Origin of the sequence: Actinacidiphila glaucinigra, from assembly GCF_035918135.1 — a bacterium.
Classification (GTDB): Bacteria; Actinomycetota; Actinomycetes; order Streptomycetales; family Streptomycetaceae; genus Actinacidiphila; species Actinacidiphila glaucinigra.
Map to the genome: position 1 here is coordinate 8,415,709 of NZ_CP109144.1, position 24,947 is coordinate 8,440,655.

General features: G+C 72.1%; 21 protein-coding genes. 11 read left to right on the plus strand and 10 right to left on the minus strand.

The window, feature by feature from the left end; translation table 11 throughout:
• Positions 1-131 precede the first annotated feature (131 nt).
• The 4 genes from OIE69_RS38220 to OIE69_RS38235 all read right to left on the minus strand — a co-directional run bounded on the left by OIE69_RS38220 (position 132) and on the right by OIE69_RS38235 (position 5,500).
• Entirely contained in the window at positions 132-1,016 is an 885-nt protein-coding gene (locus OIE69_RS38220; RefSeq protein ID WP_326579565.1) for a hypothetical protein, read from the minus strand.
• Between the two features lie 79 nt (positions 1,017-1,095).
• On the minus strand, positions 1,096-1,836 hold the full coding sequence (locus OIE69_RS38225) for a CE1759 family FMN reductase (RefSeq protein WP_326579566.1): 741 nt from the start codon (positions 1,834-1,836) through the stop codon (positions 1,096-1,098).
• A 3-nt stretch (positions 1,837-1,839) separates the two neighbouring features.
• Positions 1,840-3,027, minus strand: coding sequence for a CE1758 family FMN-dependent luciferase-like monooxygenase (locus OIE69_RS38230; protein WP_326579567.1), 1,188 nt, complete (start codon positions 3,025-3,027; stop codon positions 1,840-1,842).
• Between the two features lie 220 nt (positions 3,028-3,247).
• A complete protein-coding gene (locus OIE69_RS38235; RefSeq protein ID WP_326579569.1) occupies positions 3,248-5,500 on the minus strand; it encodes an LLM class flavin-dependent oxidoreductase in 2,253 nt (750 codons plus the stop codon).
• Between the two features lie 1,305 nt (positions 5,501-6,805).
• Here OIE69_RS38235 and OIE69_RS38240 point away from each other — a divergent pair.
• The 5 genes from OIE69_RS38240 to OIE69_RS38260 all read left to right on the plus strand — a co-directional run bounded on the left by OIE69_RS38240 (position 6,806) and on the right by OIE69_RS38260 (position 13,716).
• Positions 6,806-6,982: a hypothetical protein gene (locus OIE69_RS38240; RefSeq protein WP_326579571.1), complete on the plus strand. Its 177-nt coding sequence runs from the start codon at positions 6,806-6,808 to the stop codon at positions 6,980-6,982.
• Between the two features lie 339 nt (positions 6,983-7,321).
• The gene (locus tag OIE69_RS38245) at positions 7,322-8,272 is read left to right on the plus strand and encodes an ABC transporter ATP-binding protein (protein WP_326581534.1); all 951 of its coding nucleotides are present in this window, start codon (positions 7,322-7,324) and stop codon (positions 8,270-8,272) included.
• Positions 8,269-9,282, plus strand: a complete 1,014-nt coding sequence (locus OIE69_RS38250; protein ID WP_326579573.1) for an ABC transporter — start codon at positions 8,269-8,271, stop codon at positions 9,280-9,282. Before OIE69_RS38245 ends, OIE69_RS38250 begins: the two co-directional genes overlap by 4 nt.
• A gap of 201 nt (positions 9,283-9,483) precedes the next feature.
• Entirely contained in the window at positions 9,484-12,822 is a 3,339-nt protein-coding gene (locus OIE69_RS38255) for a S8 family serine peptidase (RefSeq protein ID WP_326579575.1), read from the plus strand.
• 177 nt (positions 12,823-12,999) lie between these two features.
• Positions 13,000-13,716: a response regulator transcription factor gene (locus OIE69_RS38260; protein ID WP_326579577.1), complete on the plus strand. Its 717-nt coding sequence runs from the start codon at positions 13,000-13,002 to the stop codon at positions 13,714-13,716.
• Here the strand turns inward: OIE69_RS38260 and OIE69_RS38265 are convergent.
• Positions 13,641-14,228 (minus strand): carboxymuconolactone decarboxylase family protein, encoded by a 588-nt coding sequence (locus tag OIE69_RS38265; protein ID WP_326579579.1) that lies wholly within the window; start codon positions 14,226-14,228, stop codon positions 13,641-13,643. The genes OIE69_RS38260 and OIE69_RS38265 overlap by 76 nt on opposite strands.
• Positions 14,229-14,266: 38 nt before the next feature.
• On the minus strand, positions 14,267-14,647 hold the full coding sequence (locus OIE69_RS38270) for a nuclear transport factor 2 family protein (RefSeq protein ID WP_326579581.1): 381 nt from the start codon (positions 14,645-14,647) through the stop codon (positions 14,267-14,269).
• Positions 14,648-14,888: 241 nt separating this feature from the next.
• On the opposite strand from OIE69_RS38270, the gene OIE69_RS38275 reads away from it, so the two are divergent.
• Positions 14,889-15,596 (plus strand): SDR family oxidoreductase, encoded by a 708-nt coding sequence (locus OIE69_RS38275; RefSeq protein WP_326579583.1) that lies wholly within the window; start codon positions 14,889-14,891, stop codon positions 15,594-15,596.
• Between the two features lie 103 nt (positions 15,597-15,699).
• On the opposite strand, the gene OIE69_RS38280 is transcribed toward OIE69_RS38275, so the two are convergent.
• A complete protein-coding gene (locus OIE69_RS38280) occupies positions 15,700-16,077 on the minus strand; it encodes a hypothetical protein (RefSeq protein WP_326579585.1) in 378 nt (125 codons plus the stop codon).
• A gap of 171 nt (positions 16,078-16,248) precedes the next feature.
• On the opposite strand from OIE69_RS38280, the gene OIE69_RS38285 reads away from it, so the two are divergent.
• Positions 16,249-16,701 (plus strand): MarR family winged helix-turn-helix transcriptional regulator, encoded by a 453-nt coding sequence (locus tag OIE69_RS38285; protein ID WP_037731435.1) that lies wholly within the window; start codon positions 16,249-16,251, stop codon positions 16,699-16,701.
• A 56-nt stretch (positions 16,702-16,757) separates the two neighbouring features.
• Positions 16,758-17,318, plus strand: a complete 561-nt coding sequence (locus tag OIE69_RS38290) for a DinB family protein (protein ID WP_326579589.1) — start codon at positions 16,758-16,760, stop codon at positions 17,316-17,318.
• Positions 17,319-17,551: 233 nt separating this feature from the next.
• On the opposite strand, the gene OIE69_RS38295 is transcribed toward OIE69_RS38290, so the two are convergent.
• Entirely contained in the window at positions 17,552-18,832 is a 1,281-nt protein-coding gene (locus tag OIE69_RS38295) for an MFS transporter (protein WP_326579591.1), read from the minus strand.
• Between the two features lie 401 nt (positions 18,833-19,233).
• Between OIE69_RS38295 and OIE69_RS38300 the strand changes: the two genes are divergently transcribed.
• Positions 19,234-20,988, plus strand: a complete 1,755-nt coding sequence (locus tag OIE69_RS38300; protein WP_326579593.1) for a CocE/NonD family hydrolase — start codon at positions 19,234-19,236, stop codon at positions 20,986-20,988.
• Between the two features lie 211 nt (positions 20,989-21,199).
• On the opposite strand, the gene OIE69_RS38305 is transcribed toward OIE69_RS38300, so the two are convergent.
• Complete coding sequence (locus OIE69_RS38305) at positions 21,200-22,462, minus strand: MFS transporter (RefSeq protein ID WP_326579595.1); 1,263 nt, start codon at positions 22,460-22,462, stop codon at positions 21,200-21,202.
• A 3-nt stretch (positions 22,463-22,465) separates the two neighbouring features.
• Here OIE69_RS38305 and OIE69_RS38310 point away from each other — a divergent pair, with 3 nt between their 5' ends.
• Positions 22,466-23,143: a FadR/GntR family transcriptional regulator gene (locus tag OIE69_RS38310; protein WP_326579597.1), complete on the plus strand. Its 678-nt coding sequence runs from the start codon at positions 22,466-22,468 to the stop codon at positions 23,141-23,143.
• A gap of 21 nt (positions 23,144-23,164) precedes the next feature.
• Here the strand turns inward: OIE69_RS38310 and OIE69_RS38315 are convergent, their stop codons facing one another.
• Entirely contained in the window at positions 23,165-23,527 is a 363-nt protein-coding gene (locus OIE69_RS38315; RefSeq protein ID WP_326579598.1) for a DUF1330 domain-containing protein, read from the minus strand.
• Between the two features lie 534 nt (positions 23,528-24,061).
• On the opposite strand from OIE69_RS38315, the gene OIE69_RS38320 reads away from it, so the two are divergent.
• Positions 24,062-24,916, plus strand: a complete 855-nt coding sequence (locus OIE69_RS38320) for a serine hydrolase (RefSeq protein ID WP_326579600.1) — start codon at positions 24,062-24,064, stop codon at positions 24,914-24,916.
• Positions 24,917-24,947 lie beyond the last annotated feature (31 nt).

The following is a 24,947-nucleotide window of genomic DNA, read 5'->3' on the forward strand; positions in this document are numbered from 1 at the left end:
CGGGCGCCGCTCCGGCCACGAGCGGCGGCGCCGATCGCCGGGACGGCGAGGACCTGCGCGGTGGAGTCCCGGAACTCCACCGCGCAGGTCCTCGCGTCCCCGCCGGACACCGGGTCGCCCCGGTGGGCCCGTCAGTGCCTGATGGTCGAGCCCTTGGCCTCGTGCAGCGTGGCCTTCGGGGTCAGTGAGGTGTCCCACTTGACCGTCACACGGGTGATCGCCCCGTCCTCGTCCAGTTCGAGTGCGGTCACGCCCACCGGAACGCGGCCCCCGCTGCTCCACTCGTAGGCGCCGCCCTCGGCGCTGCCCACCACGTGGCGCAGGGCGGACTGCGGACCGTAGGCCAGCCGGGTCAGGTTGTGGTCGAGGAAGGCGTGGGTCTGGATCCGCCCCTCGAGCAGGGTGTGCAGGGACGTGTCCTCGAAGACGACGTCCTGGTGGAGCAGGGACGACGCCGCGAGCGCGTCGCCCGCCGCCAGTGCGGCGGCGAACGCGCCGGCGGCCTCCCGCAGGACGGGGGAGGCGTTCTCGCCGACCTCGGCCTCGGCGAACTCCCCGGGGTAGACGTCCTCCGGGACGCGCATGCCCTCGGTGGCCTCGACGGTCAGGGAGCGTCCGTCCCAGGTGTCGACCCAGCGGACGATCCTGCCGTCGCGGAAGTCGACCGTCCCGGCCGCCCGGAGCTCATGGCCGAACATCTCCGGGGAGTCGGTGAAGAAGACCACCGCGCTGTCGAAGTCGCCGACGATCCGCGTCGGGTAGGCGACGGCCTCCGCGGGCCATGCCTCCAGCAGCTCCGCGAACTTGTCGTACAGGGTCTGCCAGTCCCGGAAGGCCCAGCCGACCGTCGCGTCGACGTAGGTGACCGACTCGGGCAGGAAGTGGGCCATCAGGGCGTCCACGTCGTCGCCCGACTTCGCCTCGAAGTAGGAGGCGAGGAACCGCACCACATCCGGCGTGGCCTTGGAGACGTCGACATTGCGCCCCATGATCCGCGCCGTGCGGGGAGTGCTCATGGATGTTCCTTTCATCGATTCACCGGATGGTTTCGAAGTCAATACGCCATTAGGTAGGGGGTCGCGGTGGTGGCGCCGTTCAGGCCCCGGAGTCCCGCCGCGACGGGGAACCGCCGGCGGCGAGCCGCATCAACGGGGATTCGAAGTCGACGTCGGCCGCCGTCCGTTCGGCCCGGGTCGCCTCCCCGCCGAAGCGATGCTGGTAGCCGGACCACGCGTCACCGGCGATGGCGGCGCCGACGCCGGTGGTCATCAGGGCCGTGAGTTCGGTGGCGGCGCGTCCGATGCGCTCGCCGAGCGCGGAGGAGCCCCAGTCCTCCGGTGCGGCGAACACCGAGGTGGGCACCGCGAGCGCCCGCAGGAAGGCAAGCATGGGGCGCAGTTGCCCGTCGACGACCAGCGCGTGGCGGGCACTGCCGGCCGTGGCGGCCGGCAGTGCCGGCTTGGCGACGAGGAGGTCGTTGTCGAGGATGTCGAAGAAGGACTTGAACAGCCCGCTGACACCCGCGGTGTAGACGGGCGAGACGGTGATCAGCCCGTCCGCCGCCGCCAGTCGCCGGATCACCGTCCTGAGCCGTTCGCCGGGGAAGCCGGTGACGACGGCCTGTGCGATGTCGACGGCGATCGGCGCGAGTTCGACGTTGTCGATCGTGACGTCCCGTCCCCGGCCGCGGATGAGTTCCGCCGTCTTCTCCGTGAGGCGGTCGGCCAGCAGCCGTGACGACGAGGGGTTGCCGGTGCCGCCGCTGATCACCGCGAGAGCGAGCGGTGCGCCGGCCGGTCGTTCGGGACCGTGCTGAGGGGGAGTGCGGTCGGTCATGGTTCAGCCGATCCTCGGGTAGCGGGCCGGGAACGCCGGGTCGCTGTCCTCGTACGGCGACGTGCCGGTGACGTTGTCGCCCCGGTTGGCGTTGGGGCGCGGCCGGCGGGGCTCGGCGTCGCCGTACTTCGCCTCGACCAGGCTCGCGTGGGTCGGTGTCGCGGGTACGCCGGGACGGCGGACCGCCGCCATCTCCTTGCGGAGCACGGGCACGACCTCGGTGCCGAGGAGTTCGACCTGCTCCAGCGCGGTCTCGACGGGAAGCCCGAGGAGGTCGATGTTCCACAGCTGGCGCTGGTAGTCGCCGAAGCGTTCCCGGAAGTCCATGGTCTTGTCGATCACCAGTTGGGGGCTGCCCACCGACAGAGGTGTGGCCTCCATGTAGTCCTCGAGCGAGGTGCCGCTGAACATCGGGAACGCGTCGAAGTAGGGGCGGAACCTCTTGACCGCGTCCTGCGAGTTCCCGGCGATGAAGGCATGGCCCCCGAGGCCGACGATCGCCTGCTCGGGCGTGCCGTGGCCGTAGTGGGCGAAACGGTCGCGGTAGAAATTGATGAGGCGGTCGAAGTGCCCGTAGGGCGCGAGGACGTTGTTGGCGAAGAAGCCGTTGCCGTAGTAGGCGGCCTGCTCGGCGATCTCCGGGGTGCGGATGGAGCCGTGCCAGACGAATGGCGGGACGTCGTCGAGCGGTCGGGGAGTCGAGGTGAAGCCCTGCAGCCCGGAGCGGGACTCGCCCTCCCAGTCGACGACGTCCTCCCGCCACAGGCGGTGCAGCAGGTTGTAGTTCTCCAGCGCGAGGTGGAGCCCCTTGCGGATGTCCTGGCCGAACCAGGGGTAGACCTGGACGGTGTTGCCGCGGCCGACCATCAGGTCGACGCGTCCCTTGGCCAGGTGCTGGAGCATCGCGTACTCCTCGGCGATGCGCACCGGGTCGTTGGTGGTGATGAGGGTGACCGAGGTGCTCAGCACGATGCGCTCGGTCATGGCCGCGAGGTGCCCGAGCAGCGTAGGCGGCGAAGACGAGAAGAAGGGCGGGTTGTGGTGCTCGCCGATGGCGAAGACGTCCAGGCCGACCTCGTCCGCCCGCTTGGCGATGCGCACGATCGCGTCGATGCGTTCCGCTTCGCTGGGGGTGTGGCCCGTGACGGGGTCGCGAGTGACGTCGCTGACCGAGAAGATGCCGAATTCCATGCTGCTGCCTTTCTGGCCGCGCGATGCGGCGCCCGGACGTGTGCTCCCGTGCGAGGCGCACGGGGCGCTCCGGGAGCGCCGGCCGGTGGAGCGCGCGGTGCTGACGCCGGCACCCATGGTGTCGCAAATTGCGTGCGTACGCAACTGTGTCGCGAGTGCCAGGAGTGTCGCGGCTCACGGCCGGCCCGCGGTGCGAGCGAGGCCGGCCGTGTCCCGCGGGTCACGCGTCCGTGGCGGGCGCGATGGTGAAGTTGCCGCGGAAGACGTTGTCCGGGTCGTAGGCCGCCTTGACCCTGCGCAGGCGCTCCAGGGTGGCGGGCGGGAACGCCTTGGTCAGCACCGACTCCTGGTTGTGGCTCTCGAAGCTCGGGTAGAGGCCGTCGAAGTCGATCTCGTCCCAGCTCCTGAGGTCGGCGGCGCCGCGGCGGGGCACGACCGCCAGGGAGAAGTTCTGCGTCCGGTGGGCGTAGGCCATGGCGTCGGCCGGCGTGTCGTTGACAGCCCCACCCACTGTGCGGATCTGGAAGTAGCCCGTCTCGCCCTTCCGGAACATCCGTTCGATGATGCCCGTCGTGCGGCTGTCCAGATGCTCGACGAGCGCGGACCGGAAGTTCGGGCCCCCGTGCCCGTCGTGCGGAGTGTTCTGCGGGGTCACGACCCCGGCGTACGGTACGACGGCGGCCTGCTGGTCGAGGACGGGGGCGAGGTTCAGGAACGCCTCCAGCGCCTCGATCGCGCGGCCGGTGTCCTCGTCGGCCCAGACGACCGTCGTCTGGGCGATCCTGCGGCCGCCCTGGTCTGCCACGACGAGGAACGGCGTCAGCTCGCGGGGGCTGTTCTCCGTCAGCTCGCCCCAGGCCTGCAGGAAGGTGTCGAGGTTCTTCACCTCGTGGGCGAAGCGGGCGTGGATCACCTTGCCGATGCCTGCCGCTTCGATGTCGAACGAGGTGACGATGCCCATACCGGCGCCGGCGCCGCGCAGCGCCCAGAACAGGTCGGGGTGGGTATCCGCGTCGGCGCGCACGATCCGCCCGTCGGCGAGCACCACTTCGGCGCCCCGCACATGGTCGATGGTCAGACCGTACGAGCGCGACAGGAAGCCCACACCGCCGGCCGTCGCCAGTCCGCCGACGCCCACGTCGCCGAAGTCGCCGGAGCTGATGGCCAGTTCGAAGGGTGCGAGCTTCTGGGCGACGTCACCCCAGCGGGCGCCGGCCCCCACCCGGACCAGGCGCCGTTCCCGGTCGATCACCTCGACGCCGTTCAGCGACCCGAGGTGGATCACGACGCCGCCGTCGTTGGTGGAGGTGCCGCTGATGCCGTGACCGCCACTGCGGACCGCGAGCGGCACGTCCTGGGCGCGTGCGTAGGCGAGGGCGGCGGCTGTCTCGGCCGTGTTCGAGGGGCGCAGCACCAGGCCGGGCGCGCCGGCGGTGAAGTAGGTGGAGCGCACGCGCGCGTAGGCGCGGTCACCCGGCTCCACGGCACCCGAGGCGAGCGCAGCGGGAACGGCCTCGTAGTCGATGCCCGGGACCCGCCTGGCGAGGGCGGCCGCGGTCCGCACCCGCCCGGTGGGGGTTCCCGTGGCGGCCCGTTCGGCGGCTACGGCCTCGCGAACGGCGGGAGCGACCTCCTCACCGAAGGTGATGATGTCGGACGGGTTGTCGGAGCCGAGGATGATCGTGTCGAAGCCGTGCTCGAGGATCAGCGGCAGCATGCGCTCGACCCAGTCGTCCACCGGGCCCTGCCAGGGGCCGGTTCCCCGGCCGATACCGCCGAAGATGTTGAGCACCCGCCGGATCTCGCGCGGGTCGCGGCCGTTCTCGGCGGCCGCCTCGTCGATGATCTTGTTGCTCTCGAACAGGTCCGGGGAGCTGATGTAGTTGAGGGTGGGTATCCAGCCGTCCGCCTTGGCGCCTGTCAGGCGGAGCATGCGCGGCTTGTACGCGCCCAGCCAGATGCCCATCTCGTGCGCGGGGGCGGGGCCCCGCTTGGCGCCGTCGACGGTGTAGTACGTGCCCGGGATGCGCAGCGCGGAGCGGTCGGCCTCGTCCCAGAGTCCGCGTATCACGTCTATGGCCTCGCCGAGCGCGCTGACGCTCTCGCCGATCGTGCGGTCCGGACCGCCCATCGCCACGATGGCCTCACGGAAGCCTCCGGCGCCCAGGCCGAGTTCGACGCGTCCGCCGGAGAGGAGGTCGAGACTGGCGGCGGCACGGGCCAGGACGGCAGGGGGGCGCAGCGGCACGTTGGCGACATTGGTCGCCAGACGGATCGACGTCGTCCGGGCGGCGACCCAGGACATCAGCGTCCAGGTGTCGAGGAAGCCGTTCTGGTACGGATGGTCCTGGTACGAGACGAGGTCCAGCCCGACCCGCTCGGCGAGCAGGGCGAGGTCGACGACCGCCTCCGGGTCGCGGTTCGACGGTGTGACAAAGGATCCGAACTGCACGTCATGGCCGTAGTCGGGCACGAAGATCTCCAGGTGCCGGCCCCTGCGGGAAGACGTCGTCCACCCCGGCGGACAGGGTCAGCGCGGGGCCGGATCGCACGCTGGTCGCCGGTGGCACGAGAGGAGTGCCGGGGGGAGGGATAAGCGGACGGGGAACCGTCCCCGGCCGGAAACGCGGTATGTCCTCGGCATCCGAATTCACGTACCGGCAACTGGAGTCAAGGGACTTCAGACCCGTGCCCGTCGATGCCGGTGTCCTGGACCGGATGCCGTTCGGATCGCCGGGAGGCGTGATCCCGAAATCCTCGAAAGTATGTGGTGGGGAAGGAAATCCGAGTGGTCATGGAGCGGAACTCCGAACACGTGGGGCTGTGCGACGGGACCTGGGTCCGACCGGATTTCTATCACGAGAAACGACCGGGGTCTATTTCTCCGACCCGGCTCCAAATCGGCGATCAGGGCCTACGCCCGGAGTAGTAGGTCGTTTTTCCGATGCGCGGGTTCCGCGTGCTGTGGAAGCATCGAATCCTGTGTGGGTGAGGTGATGGCCGCCCGCCGTCCGTCTGTCGGCGGGCGGTGTGCGGCCGCCTCGTCTTCGCCCGTGGGGCCGCTGTTGTCCGGGATCACGAGTGGCACCCGGCGTCTCGACGCCGTCGGCCCGACGCGCCGGTGATCGTGGTGTGAAATACGTGACGCCCTTGGGGTCCCGGAGTGCGGGAAGGGCTTGTTTCGGGACAGGGGTGCGACGTTCCGCACAATCCTCGTCCACCCCGTGGTGATGCCGAATCAAGGTTGCCGGCCATCGATCGATCGACCGTGCGGCGCTTTGCCTGTCAGGGGAACACGGTTGTCGCACTGCCTTCCCAGCGGACTGCCGGCGCCGCGCCTTCGGTGGAGTCGCACGATTCACGAGTCACCTCTCCGCGGCGCCGTTGGCATGAAAATCTCGGCAAGATTTGATTCCGCAGCCCTGAATTGTCAACACGGACGGAATCGCCGCGCGCGGTGCGGACCACCCGCGGCCGGACGCGGGATGGCCGGGGAGGGACTTCCGGCCGCGGAAGCGGTAGCCGCGGAGGGCACGGCGCGGAAAGCCGCGCGGCCCACCGCCGATACCGGCGGATCGGCGCTCGGCCGAAAGGCGGAGCGGCCGCACCACGGTTCGGACTTCTGCCCGAAGCGTCCGAGCACGGGGCCCTCGTAGCGTGGCCGTCAAGAGCTCCCCCTCGTGGAACAGGCTCGCGGGCGTCCTCATCCGGGCCGCCACGGCGGTCCTCGCACACGGGGCACGGCGGGCTCACCTTCCACCGTCACAGGAGGCTTGCGATGTCCCCTTTGCTGCACCGGCTGCTGCACTCGGCCCGGGTCTACGCGCAGACGGCCCTCGAGGTCGCCGTCCTCGGCGCGGGTGACGAGCTGATGAACCCGGATCCGGCGGTCTTCCGGCCTGCCGCCACGACCGGCCGTCCGCCCGGCGGGGACACATCGGTGAAGGCGGCATGAAGACACGACCGTGAAGCAGTGCGCCGAGGACCCCGCGGTCGTGCCGGGACGTCGCCGCCACTGCCGAGCGCCCCGGCCGGCCCTCGGCCGAAAGTCGTAGAGGGGCGCCGGAGATCGGCCTTCCTCCCGAGGCGCGGCGGCGAGCGGGCCTCCTAATCTGCTCGTCACGAAGGGGACACCCTCGGTGGGGATCGGCGCCCGCGCACGTCGGGCCGGTCGACCCGCCCCAAAGGGGGCGTGCCGTCAGTGCGACGGCCGTACAAGCAACCGACAAGGCCCGGCAATCAAGGAGCACCAGTGAGTGACGCCGTCATGGGCGCCGCGTACGGAAGAGACCCCATGGACATGGGCGGTCCTTTGGAGGAGTCGGCGATCGAGGCTCATGGGGTGGGGCGGAAGTACCGTCGGGGCTGGGCGCTGCGGGACTGTTCGTTCCGGTTGCCGGCGGGGCGGATCTGCGGGCTGGTGGGTCCCAACGGTGCGGGCAAGACGACGCTGATGTCGATCGCGGCGAATCTGCTGGAGCCGACGGAGGGCACCTTGACGGTGTTCGGGGCGGTGCCGCAGTCGGCGGAGGCGGGGCGCCGTACGGCGTTCCTGGCCCAGGAGAAGCCGTTGTTCAGGCGTTTCACGGTGGCCGAGACGCTGCGTCTGGGCCGTGAGCTGAACCCGGGCTGGGACCAGCGGGCCGCCGAGCAGATCGTCCGCGCGGGCAACGTGCCCCTGCACGCGAGGATCGGCACCCTTTCGGGCGGTCAGCGCACCCGGGTCGCCTTCGCGCTGGCCTTCGGCAAGCGGCCCGACCTGTTGCTGCTCGACGAGCCGATGTCCGATCTGGACCCGCTGGTGCGCCACGAGATGATGAGCACGTTGATGGCGGAGGCCGCCGAGCACGGCACCACGGTGCTGATGTCCTCGCACATGCTCAGCGAGTTGGAGAGCGTGTGCGACTTCCTGCTGGTCATCTCCACCGGCGGCCTGCGCATCGCCGGGGACGTGGACGAGATCCGCAGCGCCCACGTGCTGCTGCAGGGCGCCACCGACGGCGAGGGTTCGGGGGTGCCCGCGGAACTGGCCCGGCACACCGTCGTGGAGTACCGCACCAGCGGGCGCCAGGCGACCGCCCTGATCCGGCCGGACGGCCCGGTGAGCGGCCAGTGGCTGTCCCACAGCCCGCAGTTGGAGGAACTGTTGCTCGCCTATCTGCGTTCGCCCGAGGCGCCACCGCTGATCAGTCCCGTGGCGCAGATCCCGGGCCGTTCGTACGGCCCGCGGGGGGCGGCGGCATGAGCAACGTGGCCACGACCCCGTCCGCGCCGTCCGCGCCGCCGGTCGCCGAGCGCGGCACCCGCCGCCCCCGTCTGAGCGGCATGACCTGGCTCGTCTGGCGCCAGCACCGCGCCGCCTTCTGGACGATGCTGGCCCTGACGGCCCTCGCCGTGGCGTGGATGCTCTACCAGCGCGCCGGCCTGCTCGACCACCTCACCGCGAAGGGCTGGCCCCACTCCTCACCCGACACGTGGATGGAGGGCATACAGCCGTATCAGGCCGAGACCCTCAAGGCCGGTCTGGGCCTGCTCCTTGTGCCCGTCATCGCCGGCGTGTTCCTCGGCGCCCCGCTGCTCGCCGGTGACCTGGAGAGCGGCACGGCCAAGCTCGTCACCTCCCAGGCCGCGACCCCCGCCCGCTGGCTCGCCGCCAAGATCGGCGTCACCGTCCCCGTGGTCGTCGTGAGCACGGTCGCCCTCTCCCTCGTGTGCGACGCGTGGTGGACGCCGCTGACGGAACAGGACGGGAGGACGGGCTGGGACCTGACGGTCTTCACCAACACCGGGCCGGTGCCCGTCGCGCTCACCGTCTTCACCGTCCTGGGCGGCGTCGCGATCGGCATGGTCCTGCGCCGCACCCTGCTCTCCATGGTCGTGACCTTCTTCTTCGCGGTCGTCGTCGAGGTGGTCTGGGCCATGCACCGCCTGGACTTCGCGGAACCGGTGAGGATCGTGAGCCGTTCGGGGCATGGCGGTTCCGCTCCTGCCGTTCCTGCGGGCGGTCTGGAGGTGGACCAGTCGTACCTGACGGGCTCCGGACACACTCTGCCTCTGAGCACCTGCATTCACGAGCCCTCCGCGAAGGCCGCCGAGGTCTGCTTCCGGCAGAAGGACGTGGTGGGCCACTCCGTCGACTACCTGCCCCTGTCGCAGGTGAGCACCACGCAGTGGCTGGACGCCTCGGTCCTCTTCGCGCTCGCCGCCTGCTTGGCGGTCTTCATCTTGCTGCGGGGCCGCAAGCGCGTCGTCTGACGTCCGCGCGTGCCGAACCGGGTGTTCCCACGGTCCCGCCGCCGGCGTGCGGCCCTCCACGACGTGCGTTCCGCCGGCACGAGCAGTGCGGTCACGTGTCCACAGCGACTCCTCCCACCAGTACCGGCCGCTGGGCCGGCAACGGAAGAAAGGCACGCCTTGAACCACAAGAGACGAAGGCCGGCAGGAGCGTTCGGCCCGATGGCGGCAGTCGCGCTCGCCACCGCCCTGCTGGGCGGGGCGGCCGTGGACGTCCAGGCCGCCCCGGCCGAGGGCGCGTCCCGCCCGGGGCTCCGTCCGGGGTCGGTGTTCGGCGCGGGGTTCGGTTCCGGAGGGCCCGCGCGGACGGTCACCCTCGTCACCGGCGACAAGGTGACCGTGGACCGCGCGGGCAAGGTCACCGGCGTCTCGGCCGCCGAAGGCCGGGAGGGCATGACGTTCCGCATATCCCGCGCGGCCGGCGGGCACGCCTTCGCGGTGCCACGCGACGCCGAGCGGCTGCTCGCGGACGGCACCGTCGACCGGCGGCTGTTCGACGTGACGCGGCTGGTGGACCTCGGCTACGACGACGCCTCCCGGCCCGACCTGCCGCTCATCGTCACCTACCCCGAGGGCGGCTCCGTCGCCGCGCGCTCGCTGTCGGCCTCCGGCGCCCGGGTCGCCCGGGACCTGCCCAGCGTCAACGGCGACGCCCTGCGGGCCCGCAAGTCCGAGGCCGCCACGCTGTGGCGGACGCTCACCGGTAGCGGTGCGGGGGCGCGTTCGGCGGCCGCCGACAGCGCGGCGAAGGTCGAGAGGATCTGGCTCGACGGCAAGGTCGAGGCGTATCTGGACCGGAGCACGGCGCAGATCGGCGCCCCAGCGGCCTGGGCGGCCGGCTACGACGGCACGGGCGTCACCGTCGCGGTCCTGGACACGGGGGTGGACGCCACGCACCCGGACCTGAAGGACCGCGTCGAGGCGCAGAAGAACTTCTCCGAGTCACCCGACACGGTGGACCGCGTGGGTCACGGCACACATGTGGCCTCGACCGTCGCGGGCTCCGGGGCCCGATCCGGCGGCAAGTACAAGGGCGTCGCGCCCGGCGCCCGGATCATCAGCGGCAAGGTCCTCGGCGACAGCGGATCGGGCAGCCCGTCCGACATCATCGCCGGCATGCAGTGGGCCGTCGCCCAGGGCGCGAAGGTGGTCAACCTCAGCCTCGGCGGCGAGGACACCCCGGAGACGGATCCGGTCGAGCAGGCCGTGAACCGGCTGTCCGCGGACTCCGGCACCCTGTTCGTCATCGCCGCGGGCAACAGCGGTCCCGCTGCGGGCACGATCGGTACCCCGGGCAGTGCCGCCGCCGCCCTCACGGTGGGAGCGGTGGACCGGGCGGACGCCATCGCGGACTTCTCCAGCCACGGCCCGGCCGCGGACGGCTCCCTCAAGCCCGACCTCACCGCCCCCGGCGTGGACATCGTCGCCGCGAAGGCCGCGGAAGGTGTGGAGGGCGACCCGGCGGCCGACGGCTATGTGTCGATGAGCGGCACGTCGATGGCCACCCCGCACGTGGCGGGCGCCGCCGCGATCCTCGCCCAGCAGCACCCGGACTGGACCGGCGAGCGGATCAAGGCCGTCCTCACCGGCTCCGCCGCGCCCGCTCCGGGTATGTCCGCGTTCGCCCAGGGCACGGGTCGTACCGATATCGCGCGGGCGATGGGCCGGCGGGTGACGAGCAGCCCCGGGCTGGGCTTCGGCACCGCCCGGTGGCCGCACGCCGACGACGAGCCGGTCACCAAGGAGATCACCTACCGCAACGACGGCGACCGGCCGGTCACCCTGGACCTGGCCGCCGAGGCCTTCGTCGAGGACGGGAAGCCGGCCGCCGAAGGCATGTTCACCGTCTCGCCGCAACGGCTCACCGTCCCGGCGGGCGGCACGGCGACCGCCGCCGTGACCGCCGACACCCGCGCGGGCACGGCCGACGGCACCTTCGGCGGCTCCGTGACCGCGACGGACGCGGACACCACCGTGCGGACCGCCTTCGGCGTGACCCGTGAGGTCGAGTCGTACGACCTCACGGTCAGGCACCTGGACCTGCGGGGCAAGCCCACCGGTGACTCGCAGACCGGTGTGTACGGCCTGGACGGCGACCTCTGGAAGGACTACTCCGACCCCGAGGACGGGGAGTTCACGGTGCGGCTCCCCAAGGGCCGCTACGCCCTGGAAGGCCGCGTCGCCACCGGAGCCGGTCCCGGCGACGGGGATCTGGCCCTGCTGCTGCACCCGAAGTTCGCGCTGACCCGGGACACCACGCTGGTCATGGACGCGCGCAGGGCCGATCCCGTTCGGATCACCGTGCCCGACCGCGCGGCGAAGCACACCGAGGCCACCTTCAACTTCGGCCTCGACATCGACGGATCGAGCTACACGGCCACCTACCTCGTCGGCGACTTCGCCGGCCTGAGGGTCGGCCAGCTCGGCGCCCGGCTCCCGGCGGGAGAGGCGTTCGCGCAGTACAACGGGACGTGGAGCCATGGCCCCGTGCGGTACCGGCCCGTGTGGAACCGCACCGGCGACCTCTCCGGATTCACCGCGAAACCGCGACGCCAGGACTTCGCCGAGCTGAAGCTCACCGTCGGCGCGCCCGCCGCGGGCAAGACCGGGACCCTCACGGCCGCGCCCCTGCTGCCCAACGGGTCGTTCTTCGACTTCGACGCCGACGGGTTCGCCCTGCCGCACACCGGCACCGAGTACGTCCTGCCGGGCGTGAAGTGGTACTACGGGGTCAACCAGTACGGCGCTCCGGACGCGGACGGCGAACCGCAGTGGGAGGGCGGCCAGACGGTCACCGCTCCCCGGTCCTACACCGCGGGCAGGTCGTACACGCAGCGGTTCAACGTCGGGGTCTTCGGTCCGCACCTCTACAGCGCGGGAGACGAGGCCTCGGGTGCGATCCGCCTCGGCGACGAGTTCGCCGCGTACGTGCCGCTGTTCTCCGACGGCGCGGGCCACGTGGGCGTCTCCGGCCACACCAGGGCCAGGAGCGCGCTGTACGCGGACGGCACAGCGGTGTTCACCTCGGACGCGCCCCTGAACGGCGAGACGCACACCCTCCCTGCCGGGCGGCACACCTACCGGCTCACCACCGACGTCTCCCGCGCCGCGTCGCTCTCCGCGGTCAGCACCCGGGTGACCGCCGAGTGGACCTTCCGCTCCGGCCACGTGGCCGGGGACACCGTGAAGTGGCTGCCCCTGTCGGCGGTCCGCTTCACACCCAAGCTCGGGGCGGCCAGCACGGCCAGGGCCGGTAGGGCCTTCACCGTTCCCTTCACGATCGAGGGCGCCGCCACCGCGCGTACCGCCCGCAAGCTGGCGGTCGCCGTGTCCTACGACGGCGGCAGGACGTGGAAGCCCGCCAAGGTCGCCGACCGTCGGCGGCTCGAACTGCGCCACCCCGCCCGCCCCGGCACCGTCTCGCTGCGCGTCGTGCTCACGGACGCGGACGGCAACACGCTGAGGCAGACGATCCACCGGGCCTACCGCACCACTTCGTAGCAACTCGCCCCCTCCGCGAGCCCTTCGGCCCAGAGCCGGGGGGCTCGCGCATGCCTCGGGGATCCGCTGACCGTGCGTGCGGCGGCGGTCCGTCGCGTCCGCGGGCCGGGTCGCGCGTCCGGGGAGCACCCGCCGTTGCATACGCCGGCGATACGCCGTGCTGTCTAGGCTTCGGGCATGCGTGTACTGATCGTGGAGGACGAGCCCTATCTGGCCGAGGCCGTCCGTGACGGTCTGCGGCTGGAGGCGATCGCCGCCGACATCGCCGGCGACGGCGACTCGGCCCTGGAACTGCTGAGCGTCAACTCCTACGACCTCGCGGTCCTCGACCGCGACATCCCGGGCCCGTCCGGCGACGAGGTCGCCCGGCGCATCGTCGCCTCCGGCAGCGGCATCCCGATCCTCATGCTCACCGCCGCCGACCGGATCGACGACAAGGCCTCCGGGTTCGGGCTCGGCGCGGACGACTACCTCACCAAACCGTTCGAGCTGCGGGAGCTCGTCCTGCGGCTGAGGGCGCTCGACCGCAGACGCGCGCACGCCCGGCCTCCGGTCCGCGAGATCGCGGGCCTGCGCCTGGACCCCTTCCGCCGGGAGGTCTTCCGCGACGGCCGCCAAGTCGCGCTCACCCGCAAGCAGTTCGCCGTCCTGGAAGTCCTCGTCGCCGCGGAAGGCGGTGTCATCAGTGCCGAAGAGCTGCTGGGACGGGCCTGGGACGACAACGCCGACCCCTTCACCAACGCCGTCCGCATCACGGTCTCCGCACTGCGCAAACGCCTCGGCGAACCATGGCTCATCACCACGGTGCCCGGCGTCGGCTACCGCATCGGCGCCGACGGCACCTCCGCCGTCCCGGCGTCCGCGGGGGTGGCCAGGACCTCGCCGTCGCGGTAGACCCTGGTCACCTCGACGTCGAGCACGGTCGCGATCCGGGCGAACGACCAGTAGTAGCCAACCACTTGGAGCACCTCGACGAACTCGCGCTCGCTGAGGAAGGAGCGGGCCAGACCGAACACCTCGTCGCTGACGCGCGGGTGCCGCACCACTTCCGCGGCGAGGCGGAGCAGGGCGCGGTCGGGGAGCGCGATGGCGGGGTTGTCCAGGTCGCCCGCCCGGATGAGGCGGAGGGTCGTCTCGTCGACGCCGGCGGACTGCGCGACGGGTTCGTGCTGGGCCGCGACGAAGGCGCATTCCGTGCAGGCGGCCACGGCGAGGATGACGAGTTCACGCGAACGGGCCGGCAGGCGCAGGGCGGTGACCTGGGCCCGGGCGAGCTCCACGAACGGCTTCACGGTGCCGGCCGAGTGGGACAGCATCTTGACCATGGGGTCGGGCGGCAGCGTGGTGAGGTACCGACGGACGTCGTCGGGGAAGGACGCCGGGTCCGGGTCGGTCAGTCGGGGCATGGTCGCTCCTGCGTCGTGCGGTCGTGCGGTCGGGTGCGTCAGCGGGTGTCGGCGGGGAGGTCGAAACCGGCGTCGCTCAGGTGCCGGAAGCGGCCGTCCTCGGCGTGGGTGCCGAAGACCGCGACCTCGCGGTGCAGGGCCGAGCCGTCCGCCAGGGTGACGCGGTAGGTGTGCCGTTCGGCGTAGGTCGTGCCGTCGCAGACCTCGTCGAGGACGGTCAGCGTGCCGCCGGTGACCCGGCTGCGGAGGCCGGCGACCATGGCCGCGAACTGCTCGCGGGTCAGGACGCCGCCGTTGTTGCGGTGGGTGTAGTCGGGCGCGTAGTAGCGGTCGAGGACCTCGTCCAGCGCGACGCCGGGCTCGGGCTCGAAGACCAGTGCCCGGAGGGCCTCACTGACGCGGGCACGCGTGATCGCCACAGATGCTCCTTCGTGGGGGAGAGTATCCGGACCTCGGGGTCCGGATATACGACCGTACCGGACCTCGGGGTCCGGTACGGTCCCGCACGGCCTGTGGACCGCGTCACAGCCCGGCGGCGCGTGCGACGGAAGGGCGCTGGTACCGCGAGTCCCAGGAAAACGAGACGACTCCCTGCGCGCCCCGCCGCGCCGCACTGTGGATGCGTCGGAGAACGAACACACCTGAGTCGGGAGTGACACCATGACGACCACACTGATCACGGGAGCCAACAAGGGCCTGGGTTACGAGACCGCGCGCCGCCTGATCGCGGAGGGCCACACCGTGTGGATAGGCGCCCGTGACGCCGAGCGGGGCCGTCAGGCCGCGGAGCGGCTGGGCGCGTCCTTCGTGCGGCTCGACGTGACGGACGACGACTCGGTCGCCGCCGCCGTGCGGACGGTCGAGGCCCAGGGCGGCCTGGACGTGCTGATCAACAACGCCGGCATCGAGGTGCGCCGGGCGGACAACAGCGTCGTGCCGACCGTGGAGACCACCGCCGACGAGATGAGGAAGACCTTCGACACCAACGTCTTCGGTGTCGTGCGCGTCCTCCACGCCTTCGTGCCGCTGCTCCGGAAGTCCGCCTCCCCGGTCGTCGTCAACGTCAGCAGCGGTCTGGGTTCGCTGCACCACGTCGCGGACCCGGACCAGCCGGCCTACATGTTCCCGGGCATGGACTACCCGGCGTCGAAGCTGGCGGTGAACATGATCACCGTGCAGTACGCGAAGGCGCTGCCGGGCTTCCGGATCAACTCGGTCGAGCCGGGCTTCACGAAGACCGACCTGAACGGCAACACCGGTTTCCAGACGGTCGAGCAGGGCTCCGAGATCATCGTCCGCATGGCGCTCGTCGGCTCCGACGGCCCGACCGGCGGCTACTTCGACCGCAACGGCGCGCTTCCCTGGTGACGACCGGCCCTCGCCGACCCCCGGCGGCGTCCCTGAGCGGGCCGGCGCGAGGGGGCGGGGGATCGGCCGCCCGAAGCGCGCCGTCGGCGGGGCGCGCGGGCGGTCAGGCGCGGAAGCTGTACATGGGGCCGAGGGACTTCCAGGAGTGGAGGTTCCCCGCGGGCTCGGTCGTCGAGAAGCCCGTGCAGTCCGCGTTCTTGTAGAACGTGACGGGCCGGTCCGTCATGTTGATGTTCGCGAGGATCCCGAACGGCGCCGTCGCGCACTCGGTGTCGACGTCCTGGTAGAGCGCCGTGCGTCCCGTGAACCACTCCGTCTCGAAGACGCAGAGGCTGCCCGCGGTGGTGCAGCGGGAGTCCCCTGTGCCCACGGCGATCGGGCCGGACGTCGCGGACGCCGAGGTGGGGGCCAGCCCCAGCAGAAGTCCGGCGGCGGTCGCCGCGGCGGCTGCCGCGGCGCGATGGTGACCGAATCCGTGCATGACTCTCCTTCGTGACGACGGGCGGGACGGCGGGGTTCCGAGGCCTTCCAGCCTGGCCCGGCCGTGAGGAAGTGGTCAATGATTCAACTAGATATTGGCCGGTTCCGAGCCCGTGCTCTTGACGCACGACGAGGGGCCGTAGGCGCCGTACCGGCGGGTTAAGCTATGGCAATGACGGCGGATGCTCCCCTGGACGCAGAAGAAGAACGCTTCTGGCGTGCCCTGCAGCGTGTGATGACCGCGCTGCCGAAGGCTCTGGATGACGACCTTCTGAAGTCGACGGGGCTGACGCTGTCCGAGTACTCGGTGCTGATGTTCCTGTCCGAGGCCAAGGACCGCGAACTGCGGATGATCGATCTGGCCGAGCTCACCCGCCTCTCGGCCAGCCGCATCTCACGGGTGGTCGACTCGCTGAAGGCACGCGGCTGGGTGGCCAAGCGCCGGCACGAGGTGGACGCGCGGGGCAGCGTGGCGACCCTGACGCCGGGCGGGCTGGAACGGCTGGAGGCCGCCTACCCCTCGCTCCTGGCCAGCGCGCGCAGGCGCGTGATGGACCACATGGAGTCCGGCTCCCTCGCGGGCATGGCCGTCCAGTTCGAGAGCGTCGCCGAGCACCTCGGCTAGCAGCTCCGGGCAAACCCGGTGGCGCACCCGGGCCGTGAGGGACCAGCATGCGGGGCATGACCGATCAAGCCACGCGATGGACCCGGGCGACCGTCTACCCCGACATGTGGGTCGACCCGGACGACGACCCCCGCAACACGGACGGCCCGAGCCCGGAGGGCGAACTCGCGACCGTCCACGACTACCTGACGAGCTACCGCATGACCCTGCGGATGAAGTGCCAGGGCCTGGACGCCGGGCAACTGGCGCGTCGTTCGGTCCCGCCGTCGACGATGTCGCTGCTCGGCCTGGTCAGGCACCTCGCGGAGGTGGAACGGGACTGGCGGAACTGGATCAGCGACGGCGAACCCCTGCCGAAGCTCTACGGCCCGCGTGACGCGGACTTCGACGGTGCCGTGGCCGACCAGGCCGTGGTCGACGCCGCGTTCCGCGATCTGGAGCGCGAGCAGGCCGAGACCGACGCGGCGCTGGCGCGGTACCCGGAGCCGGGCGTGCGCGTGGGGAAGGACGGGATGGCGGTCCGGGAACTGCTGGTGCACAGGGTCGAGGAGTACGCCCGCCACTGCGGCCACGCCGACCTGCTGCGCGAGTGCGTCGACGGCAGGGTCGGACAGTGACCTCGCCGGGGGCCGGGGTCCTTCGACTCCGGCCCCCGGCCGTCCCGGCCGTCCCGGGCTAGGTCGTGTCGTCAAACGAGCGTCGGCCGCCCGAAGGGCGGGCTCAGCGGTGTCTGGTGCGGTGCATCGCAAGGCGGAGGATCGTCCTCGTAGTGGGCTACTCGGACGATTCGACAACGCAGCGAGGTGCCGTACCAGGCGCCACTGAGCAGGCGGGCGTTTGACGACACGACCTAGCGGCCGCGGGCGGATGCCCGGTTCGGTACGACCATCCTCGAGGTGTCGACCAGCGCGAGCCCGGCCAGTCCCAGCAGGGGCAGGACGGTCAGCTGCCAGAGGCCGGCGCCGCCCCAGCCGAGCGCGTCGACGAGCCGGGCGAAGAGCAGCCCGGAGAACGCGGCCGGAACGTAGTACGTGAGCATGAACAGGCCCGAGCCCCGGCCGACGAGTTCGGGGCGCACCGCACGCTGCATGGCGGTGGTGCAGTTGGTGAAGAGGATGCCGCTGGCGAAGGCGCCCATGAGGAAGGCGAGGGCGTACTGGGCCGGGGCGGACGTGGCGTACTGGTAGGTGAGCGCCGCGGTGCCGGACGTGGCCACGAATCCGACGGCCAGCAGGAGCCGCTGATCGACGCGGTCGCCGAGCCAGCCGGCCGGCAGCGCCGTCATCGCGCCGAAGCCGAAACAGGAGACGGCCAGCGCCGCCTGCCCGGCGCCGAGCCCGAGGTGCTCGCGCAGGAACGTCGGGTAGAGCCCGAGGAAGCCGTAGTTCACCAGCCCGGTCACCGCGCAGACGACACCCATGCCTAGGGTGTTGCGGTTGTACGGGCCGGCCGGCACGTGGTCGTAGCTGTCGGCGGGAGTGCCGCCGCCGGGGCCGGAGCCGGTGACCGCTTCGGTCATGGTGCGGCTGACGGTGGCGGTGACGAGCAGGGCGATCCCCAGGCCGACTGCCGCGAACACGTAGAACGGGTCGCGCCAGCCGCCCCAGGTGCCGGCGAGGCCGTTGCCGATCAGCGGGCCGAGGAAGACGCCCGCGCCGAAGGCGACCCCGACGACTCCGGCGGCGACGGCCCGGCGGTGGAAGAAGTAGGCGCCGATGACCGCGTACAGGGCGGTTGCCTGCATGCCCTCACCCACACCGGAGAGCAGCCGGTAGACGCCCATGTCGGCGAAGCCGGCGGCGAAGGGGATCGCCAGGGTGCCCAGGGAGTAGACGACGACGCTCATCACGAGGACGCTTCTGCGGCCGAGCCGGTCCATCAGGTAGCTCGTGGGAAGTCCGACCAGGGCCATGCCGAGCGTGAAACCGGTCGCGAGCAGCCCTCCTTGGCCGAGCGAGAAGCCGAACTCCGCGCGGATCTCCGGCAGCAGCGGGTAGAAGACCTGCCGGTCCATGGCGTTGACCATGTACGAGACGCACAGCACCGCGAAGCCGACGGCGACACCGGCGCGTGTGAGGGGCGTGGGGGAAGGCGCGGCGGGAGCGGCCTTCGCAAGGGGTCCGTCTATCACGTGAGGTTCCTTGGGGGGACGACGACAGGGGGTCGCACGCAGGAACGGACGACTGTCCGTATGACGTACATGTGACGTGCTGGCCGCAACGATGAGTGACGTGTGAAGGGCTGTCAATACGTCGCGCGCTCCCCTGTGGTGCTCCAAGTTCTGGCCACAGAGGTGGAGGGGTGTGAGCGACCCTGGGTTCCGGACGTCAGGTCCGAGGTGGCGCGGACGCACGTCCGAAACTGTTTGCCTGCGCATGAACTTGTGTTACGGTCGCGCTGACTCCCCCGGGGGGCGGCGCACCGCGCACTGCCGTAGCCGCCACCCGGCCGTGGGCGCCGCCGTCCCGTCGGCCCGGGGAGTGGCCGGTCCGCCGACGGGACCCCGACGCCGGTCGACGAACGGAGAGCACGATGGGAAGCCACAGCAGCGAGGTCCGGGACGGCATGCGCATCGACTGGGACGTGCCGATCCCGATGGACGACGGAGTGGTGCTCCGGGCGGACGTCTACCGCCCCGTGGCCGAGGGGCGCCATCCCGTGATCATGACCCATGGGCCGTACGCCAAGGGACTGGCCTTCCAGGAGGGCTACCCGGGCATGTGGGGGCCGCTGTCCGCCAAGTACCCGGACGCGACCGCCGGTTCGTCCAACCGGTACCAGAACTGGGAGACCGTCGACCCCGAGAAGTGGGTGCCGGAAGGGTATGTGTGCGTCCGCGTGGACTCGCGCGGCGCGGGCCGCTCGCCGGGCCTGCTCGACATCTTCTCCCCGCGCGAGACCGAGGACTACCGCGCCTGCATCGAGTGGGCGGGCACCCGGCCGTGGAGCAACGGCAAGGTGGGCCTGCTCGGCATCTCGTACTACGCGGTGAACCAGTGGCAGGTGGCGGCGCTGCGGCCGCCGCACCTCGCGGCCATCTGCCCCTGGGAGGGGGCCAGCGACCTCTACCGGGAGTTCGCCCGCCACGGGGGGATCCTCAACACCTTCACCTCCGTGTGGTACCCGGTCCAGGTCGCTTCGGTGCAGCACGGTGTCGGCGAGCGCGGCGCGCGCAACCCGAACACGGGTGAGTTCGTGGCGGGCCCCGGCACGCGCCCGGAACCGGAACTGGCGGCACTGCGTACCGACGCGCCCGCCGAACTGCTCTCCCGTCCGCTGGACGAGGCGTACTACCGGGAGCGCTCACCGGAGCTGGAGAAGATCACCGTGCCCGTCCTCTCGGCCACCAACTGGGCCCACCACCTGCACACCCGTGGCGGCTTCGAGGGGTACGCCCGCGTGGGCTCGGCGGAAAAGTGGCTGGAGGTGCACGGCCTGGAGCACTTCGCGGAGTTCTACACCGACTACGGCGTGGGCCTTCAGAAGCGCTTCTTCGGCCACTTCCTCAAGGGCGAGGACACCGGCTGGGACCTTCAGCCGCCCGTCCAGCTCAACGTCCGTCACGTGGACGGCACGTTCGAGCGGCGCCCGGAGCGGGAGTGGCCCCTCGCCAGGACCCGGTGGACCGAACTCCATCTGGACCCGGGCACCTCGACGATGGGCGAGGTGGCCGTCCGCGAGGAGGGGAGCGCCGACTTCGACGCGGCCGGCGACGGACTGACCTTCACCACCGAGCCGTTCCCCGAGGACGCCGAGATCACCGGGCCCGCGGCCGCCCGCCTCCACATCGCGTCGACGACCACCGACGCGGACCTGTTCCTCACCCTGCGGGTGCTCGACCCGGACGGCGAGGACGTCACCTTCGTCAGCGGGCTCGACCCCGCGGGAGTGGTCGGGGCGGGCTGGCTGAGGGCCTCCCACCGTGCCACCGACCCGGAGCGCAGCCTGCCGTACCGGCCCTGGCACACGCACGACCGGCCCCAGCCGCTCACCCCGGGCGAGGTCGTGGCACTCGACGTGGAGATCTGGCCCACCTCCGTCGTGGTGCCGGCCGGCCACAGGGTCGCTCTCACCGTCACGGGACGCGACTTCGAACTGCCCGGCGACGGCCCCTGGCCCAGTACCTACGGCGTACCGATGAAGGGGCACGGCATCTTCCTGCACAACGACCCCGACGACCGGCCGTCCGAGGTCTACGCCGGCACGACCACCCTCGTCTCGGGCCCCGCCCACCCCTCCCACCTGCTGCTCCCCTTCGTACCCCGGAGCGCCCCCTCGGCGGGGTGACGCGGTCTCCGAGGCGCCCGTCATCGTCAACGTCAGCCCGGCGTTCCACTCGTCCGGGGACGGGGCCGACCGGGTCGGACGCGTTCGGGCCGGGCGACGGGACGGCCGGGCCGGGCGCCGAGGTGATCGCCGGCCGGCGACCCTCGGCCCGGACGGTCCCACCGGGACCTTCTTCGGTCCGGACGGCCCTCTGCCCTGGTGACCCACGCGGTCAGCCCACGCTCCGGTCCCGCCCCGCGAGCACGCCGGCGACCAGCTGCGCCACCATCAGGACGGCCAGGAAGACCAGGGGGACCCGCCAGCCGTCGGTGCGCTCGTAGAGCGCGCCGACCAGGAACGGGACGGGGATCGACAGCAGATAGCCGGTGCTCTGGGCGAAGGCCGAGAGCCGTACCACCGTCGCGCTGTTCCGGCCGCGCAGCCCGATCATCGTCAGGGCGAGCGGGAACGAGCAGTTGGCGACGCCGAGCAGTACCGCCCACACCCAGGGCGCGGCGGCCGGTGCCCCCCACAGCCCCGCGTAGCCGGCCAGCCCGAACACACCGAGCGCGACCGCGATGCCGCTCTGCCGCCGCAGCCGCCCCGCGAGGGCGGACAGCGCGAAGGACAGCGGCACCCCCAGGAGCGAGGTGACGGCGAACAGGAGGCCTGCCGTCCCGGCCGGCAGCCCCGCGTCCCGGAACATCTGGGGCAGCCAGCCGATGACGACGTAGGCGGCGCCGGCCTGCAGGCCGAAGTACGCGGCGAGCGCCCAGGCGGTGCGGGAGCGGGTCATCCCGGCGCCGGCCCCCGGCCCCGACGCGGGGCCGGGCGGCGGCACGGACGCGGACCGCGGCGCCCCGTCCGCCGTACGGATGCGTGCCAGCACGATCCACGGGGGCACGGCGAGCGCGGCGACCACGCCCCAGGCCCCCAGCCCCCACCGCCAATCGCCGCCGAACGCCCCGGACAGCGGTACGGTCGCGGCGGCCGCGACCGCGGCGCCCAGGTTGAGCGCCATGGAGTACAGGCCGGTCATACGGCCGACCTGGTCGGGGAAGCGCTGCTTGACGACCACCGGCAGCAGCACATTGGCCACGGCGATCCCGGCGAGCGCGAGGGCGCTGAGCGCCAGGAACAGCACGGTGCCGCCGGCGAGCGGCCGCAGCACGAGTCCCACGGCGACCACGGCCGTACCCGCCGCGACGACCGCCGAGGGCCCGTACCGGCGGGAGAGCCGGGGCGCGGCCACGCCGACCAGGGCGAAGCAGAGCGCGGGCACGGAGGTGAGCAGCCCGGCCGCGGCACCGCTCATCCCGAGGGCGGAGCGCGCTTCGGCCAGGACGGGGCCGAGGCTGGTGACCGCGGGACGGAGGTTGAACGCCACCAGCAGCAGCGCCACCACCGCCAGGCCGCGGCCGCGCGCGCGGCCGCCCGGCAGGGCGGGATCGCGCCGTTCCGCGGACCGGCCCGGGACCCTGCGGCGTATAATCATGGGATGAGTCTACGTCCCGTGTCCCGTCCTTCCGGGCTCTTCGAGCAGGTGGTGTCCGGACTGCGCCGTCAGATCACCTCCGGGGCCTGGCCGGTGGGCTCGCGCATCCCGACGGAGCCGGAACTCGTCCGGCAGCTGGGCGTGGCCCGCAACACCGTCCGTGAGGCCGTGCGCGCCCTCGCCCACAACGGGCTGCTGGACATACGCCACGGCTCGGGCACGTACGTCGCGGCCACCAGCGAGCTCGCCGGGGTGATGCAGCGCCGCTTCGAGGAGGCCGGGCGGCGGGACGTCGCCGAGGTGCGCGGCGCCCTGGAGTCGGCCGCGGCCGGCCTGGCCGCGACACGCCGCACGGCGGAGGACCTCGCCCGGCTCGACGCGCTGCTGGGCCGGCGGGAACGCGCCTGGGCCTCGGGCGACCGGGACGCGTTCGTGGACGCGGACAGCGCCTTCCACCTGGCCGTGGTGGCCGCCTCGCACAACGAGGTGCTGGCCGAGCTCTATGCCGACCTGGGCCAGGTCGTCAGGGACTCCCTGAAGGAGCACTTCGGCGCCCCCGTGCTGCGCCCCGGGGACCACATGGACCACGCGCGCCTGCTGGACGCCATCCGCGCCGGCGACGCGGCCGGGGCGACCGGGGAAGCCGCCTCCCACACCGCCGGCTGCCGTCCGGGCGGCTGAGCCCGGCGGGCGTGCGGCCCGTCACGCCGGCAGCGCGCCCGTCCGCACGGCCTCCTCCCTGAGGCGTGCGGCGGTCCCGGTCGCGTCGTAGCCGGGGCCGACGCCGCTGACGAGGACGACCTCGCCGTCCAGGTGGCGGGTGCGCAGCGGAAGGATCTCCTGGTAGGCGTCCGACCGGTACCAGGCGCGCGCCCGGTCGACGTCCGGGAACTCGATCAGGACGATCGTCCCCGGCCACTGCCCCTCGACGACCTCCACGGTCGCCCCGTGGACGACGAAGCGGCCGCCGAAGGGGTCCAGGGTGTCCTGGATGCGCTCCATGTAGGTGAAGACCTCCTCGTGGGGCCGCGCGGGACGGAGGTGGGCGACGGCGTAGGCGGTCATGGCTGCTCCCCGGAAGTCGTGGTGTCCGGCGTCCGTTCTGCCCGACGTCCTTGATCCTGCCGGGGCGCCCGTGGGCCGGTCGATGACGCCGGAGGTAATCGGAGGCGTGCGAGCTTCATCACATTCGGGTCATATCGCCATGGTTCGGACAGGGGTGCGGGGACCTGTGCGGGGACCCGCCCGGGACGACTGCCGGGGGCCGGGGTGGCGCTCGCCCTCACGGACGGCGGGAACCTCCTGCGACTGCCGCTTCCGTGCGGCCGACCGTCCGTCAACCACCCCTCCGATCCGCGGAATCGGGGAAGGAGGAACGCCACGACGGCCGCGCGGAACGTCCTCCCGCCGCGGCCGCGTGGCCGCCCCCGGGGTCCGCACGGGTGCCCCTCCGACCGGCAGCCGGCCTTGCCGCGGCGGGCCCGCCGAAGCCGTCGCCGCCCCGGCCGGACGTAGCCGACATCACATCCCGCCCTGTCCAACCGTCCGCCCACACTGGGCAGTCAGCCCGGCCTGGAGCAACCCGATGGACGGAGTGACATGGGTCATACGCGAATATCCCGGCGAGCCGTGGCGGCCGCGGTCGTCGCAGGCGTGGCGGTCCCCGTGGCCGCGGGAGCAGCGACGGCGGAGGCGGCCTCCGCGACGCCCCGGGTGAGCTGCGCCTCCGCGGCGCCGGGTCTGGCCGCGGAGCTCCAGCGGGACATCACGAAGGCGCTGGCGGGCGGCACCGCCCGTACCGCCGTCTCCCTGCACGACCGCACGACCGGGACGGCGTGCACACTGCGCGCGGACCAGCACTTCGACTCCGCCAGCACGGTCAAGGTCACCGTCCTGGCGACCCTCCTGCGGGACGCGCAGCAGCACCACCGCCACCTCACATCCCGCGAGGCCGAACTCGCCACCGCCATGATCACGAAGTCGGACAACGACGCCACGACCGCGCTGTGGAAGCAGCTCGGCGTCGCCAAGGTCGACGGCTTCCTGGCCGCGGCCGGGATGAACCACACCGCGCCGGGCGGCGCCGGGGCCTGGGGCCTCACCCAGATCACCGCCGGGGACGAGCAGAAGCTGATGGACCTGCTCACGACCCCGAACGCCGTGCTCGGCGACAACGCGCGCGCCTACGCCCTCAAGCTGATGAGCGAGGTCGTCCCCTCCCAGCGCTGGGGCACCCCCGCGGGCGCCCCGGACTCCGCGGTCGTCCACGTCAAGAACGGCTGGCTCTCCCGCGCGACCCACGGCTGGCGTGTGCACAGCCTGGGCGCCTTCACCGGCGGCGGGCACGACTACACCATCACCGTCCTCACCGACGACGACAAGACGATGGCCTCCGGCATCGCCACCATCCAGGCCGTCTCCCGCGCGATCCACCAGGACCTCGACGCGGCCTAGTCTAGACGGCAGGGCTGTACTTTTCGTCCAG

Coding starts and splice junctions, on each gene's coding strand:
- OIE69_RS38310 (WP_326579597.1), top strand. CDS start 22,466: ATGAGTCTACGTCCCGTGTCCCGTCCTTCCGGGCTCTTCGAGCAGGTG.
- OIE69_RS38250 (WP_326579573.1), top strand. CDS start 8,269: ATGAGCAACGTGGCCACGACCCCGTCCGCGCCGTCCGCGCCGCCGGTC.
- OIE69_RS38260 (WP_326579577.1), top strand. CDS start 13,000: ATGCGTGTACTGATCGTGGAGGACGAGCCCTATCTGGCCGAGGCCGTC.
- OIE69_RS38280 (WP_326579585.1), bottom strand. CDS start 16,077: ATGCACGGATTCGGTCACCATCGCGCCGCGGCAGCCGCCGCGGCGACC.
- OIE69_RS38305 (WP_326579595.1), bottom strand. CDS start 22,462: ATGATTATACGCCGCAGGGTCCCGGGCCGGTCCGCGGAACGGCGCGAT.
- OIE69_RS38245 (WP_326581534.1), top strand. CDS start 7,322: ATGGACATGGGCGGTCCTTTGGAGGAGTCGGCGATCGAGGCTCATGGG.
- OIE69_RS38240 (WP_326579571.1), top strand. CDS start 6,806: ATGTCCCCTTTGCTGCACCGGCTGCTGCACTCGGCCCGGGTCTACGCG.
- OIE69_RS38300 (WP_326579593.1), top strand. CDS start 19,234: ATGGGAAGCCACAGCAGCGAGGTCCGGGACGGCATGCGCATCGACTGG.
- OIE69_RS38225 (WP_326579566.1), bottom strand. CDS start 1,836: ATGACCGACCGCACTCCCCCTCAGCACGGTCCCGAACGACCGGCCGGC.
- OIE69_RS38320 (WP_326579600.1), top strand. CDS start 24,062: ATGGGTCATACGCGAATATCCCGGCGAGCCGTGGCGGCCGCGGTCGTC.
- OIE69_RS38315 (WP_326579598.1), bottom strand. CDS start 23,527: ATGACCGCCTACGCCGTCGCCCACCTCCGTCCCGCGCGGCCCCACGAG.
- OIE69_RS38285 (WP_037731435.1), top strand. CDS start 16,249: ATGACGGCGGATGCTCCCCTGGACGCAGAAGAAGAACGCTTCTGGCGT.
- OIE69_RS38230 (WP_326579567.1), bottom strand. CDS start 3,027: ATGGAATTCGGCATCTTCTCGGTCAGCGACGTCACTCGCGACCCCGTC.
- OIE69_RS38275 (WP_326579583.1), top strand. CDS start 14,889: ATGACGACCACACTGATCACGGGAGCCAACAAGGGCCTGGGTTACGAG.
- OIE69_RS38255 (WP_326579575.1), top strand. CDS start 9,484: ATGGCGGCAGTCGCGCTCGCCACCGCCCTGCTGGGCGGGGCGGCCGTG.
- OIE69_RS38290 (WP_326579589.1), top strand. CDS start 16,758: ATGACCGATCAAGCCACGCGATGGACCCGGGCGACCGTCTACCCCGAC.
- OIE69_RS38265 (WP_326579579.1), bottom strand. CDS start 14,228: ATGCCCCGACTGACCGACCCGGACCCGGCGTCCTTCCCCGACGACGTC.
- OIE69_RS38220 (WP_326579565.1), bottom strand. CDS start 1,016: ATGAGCACTCCCCGCACGGCGCGGATCATGGGGCGCAATGTCGACGTC.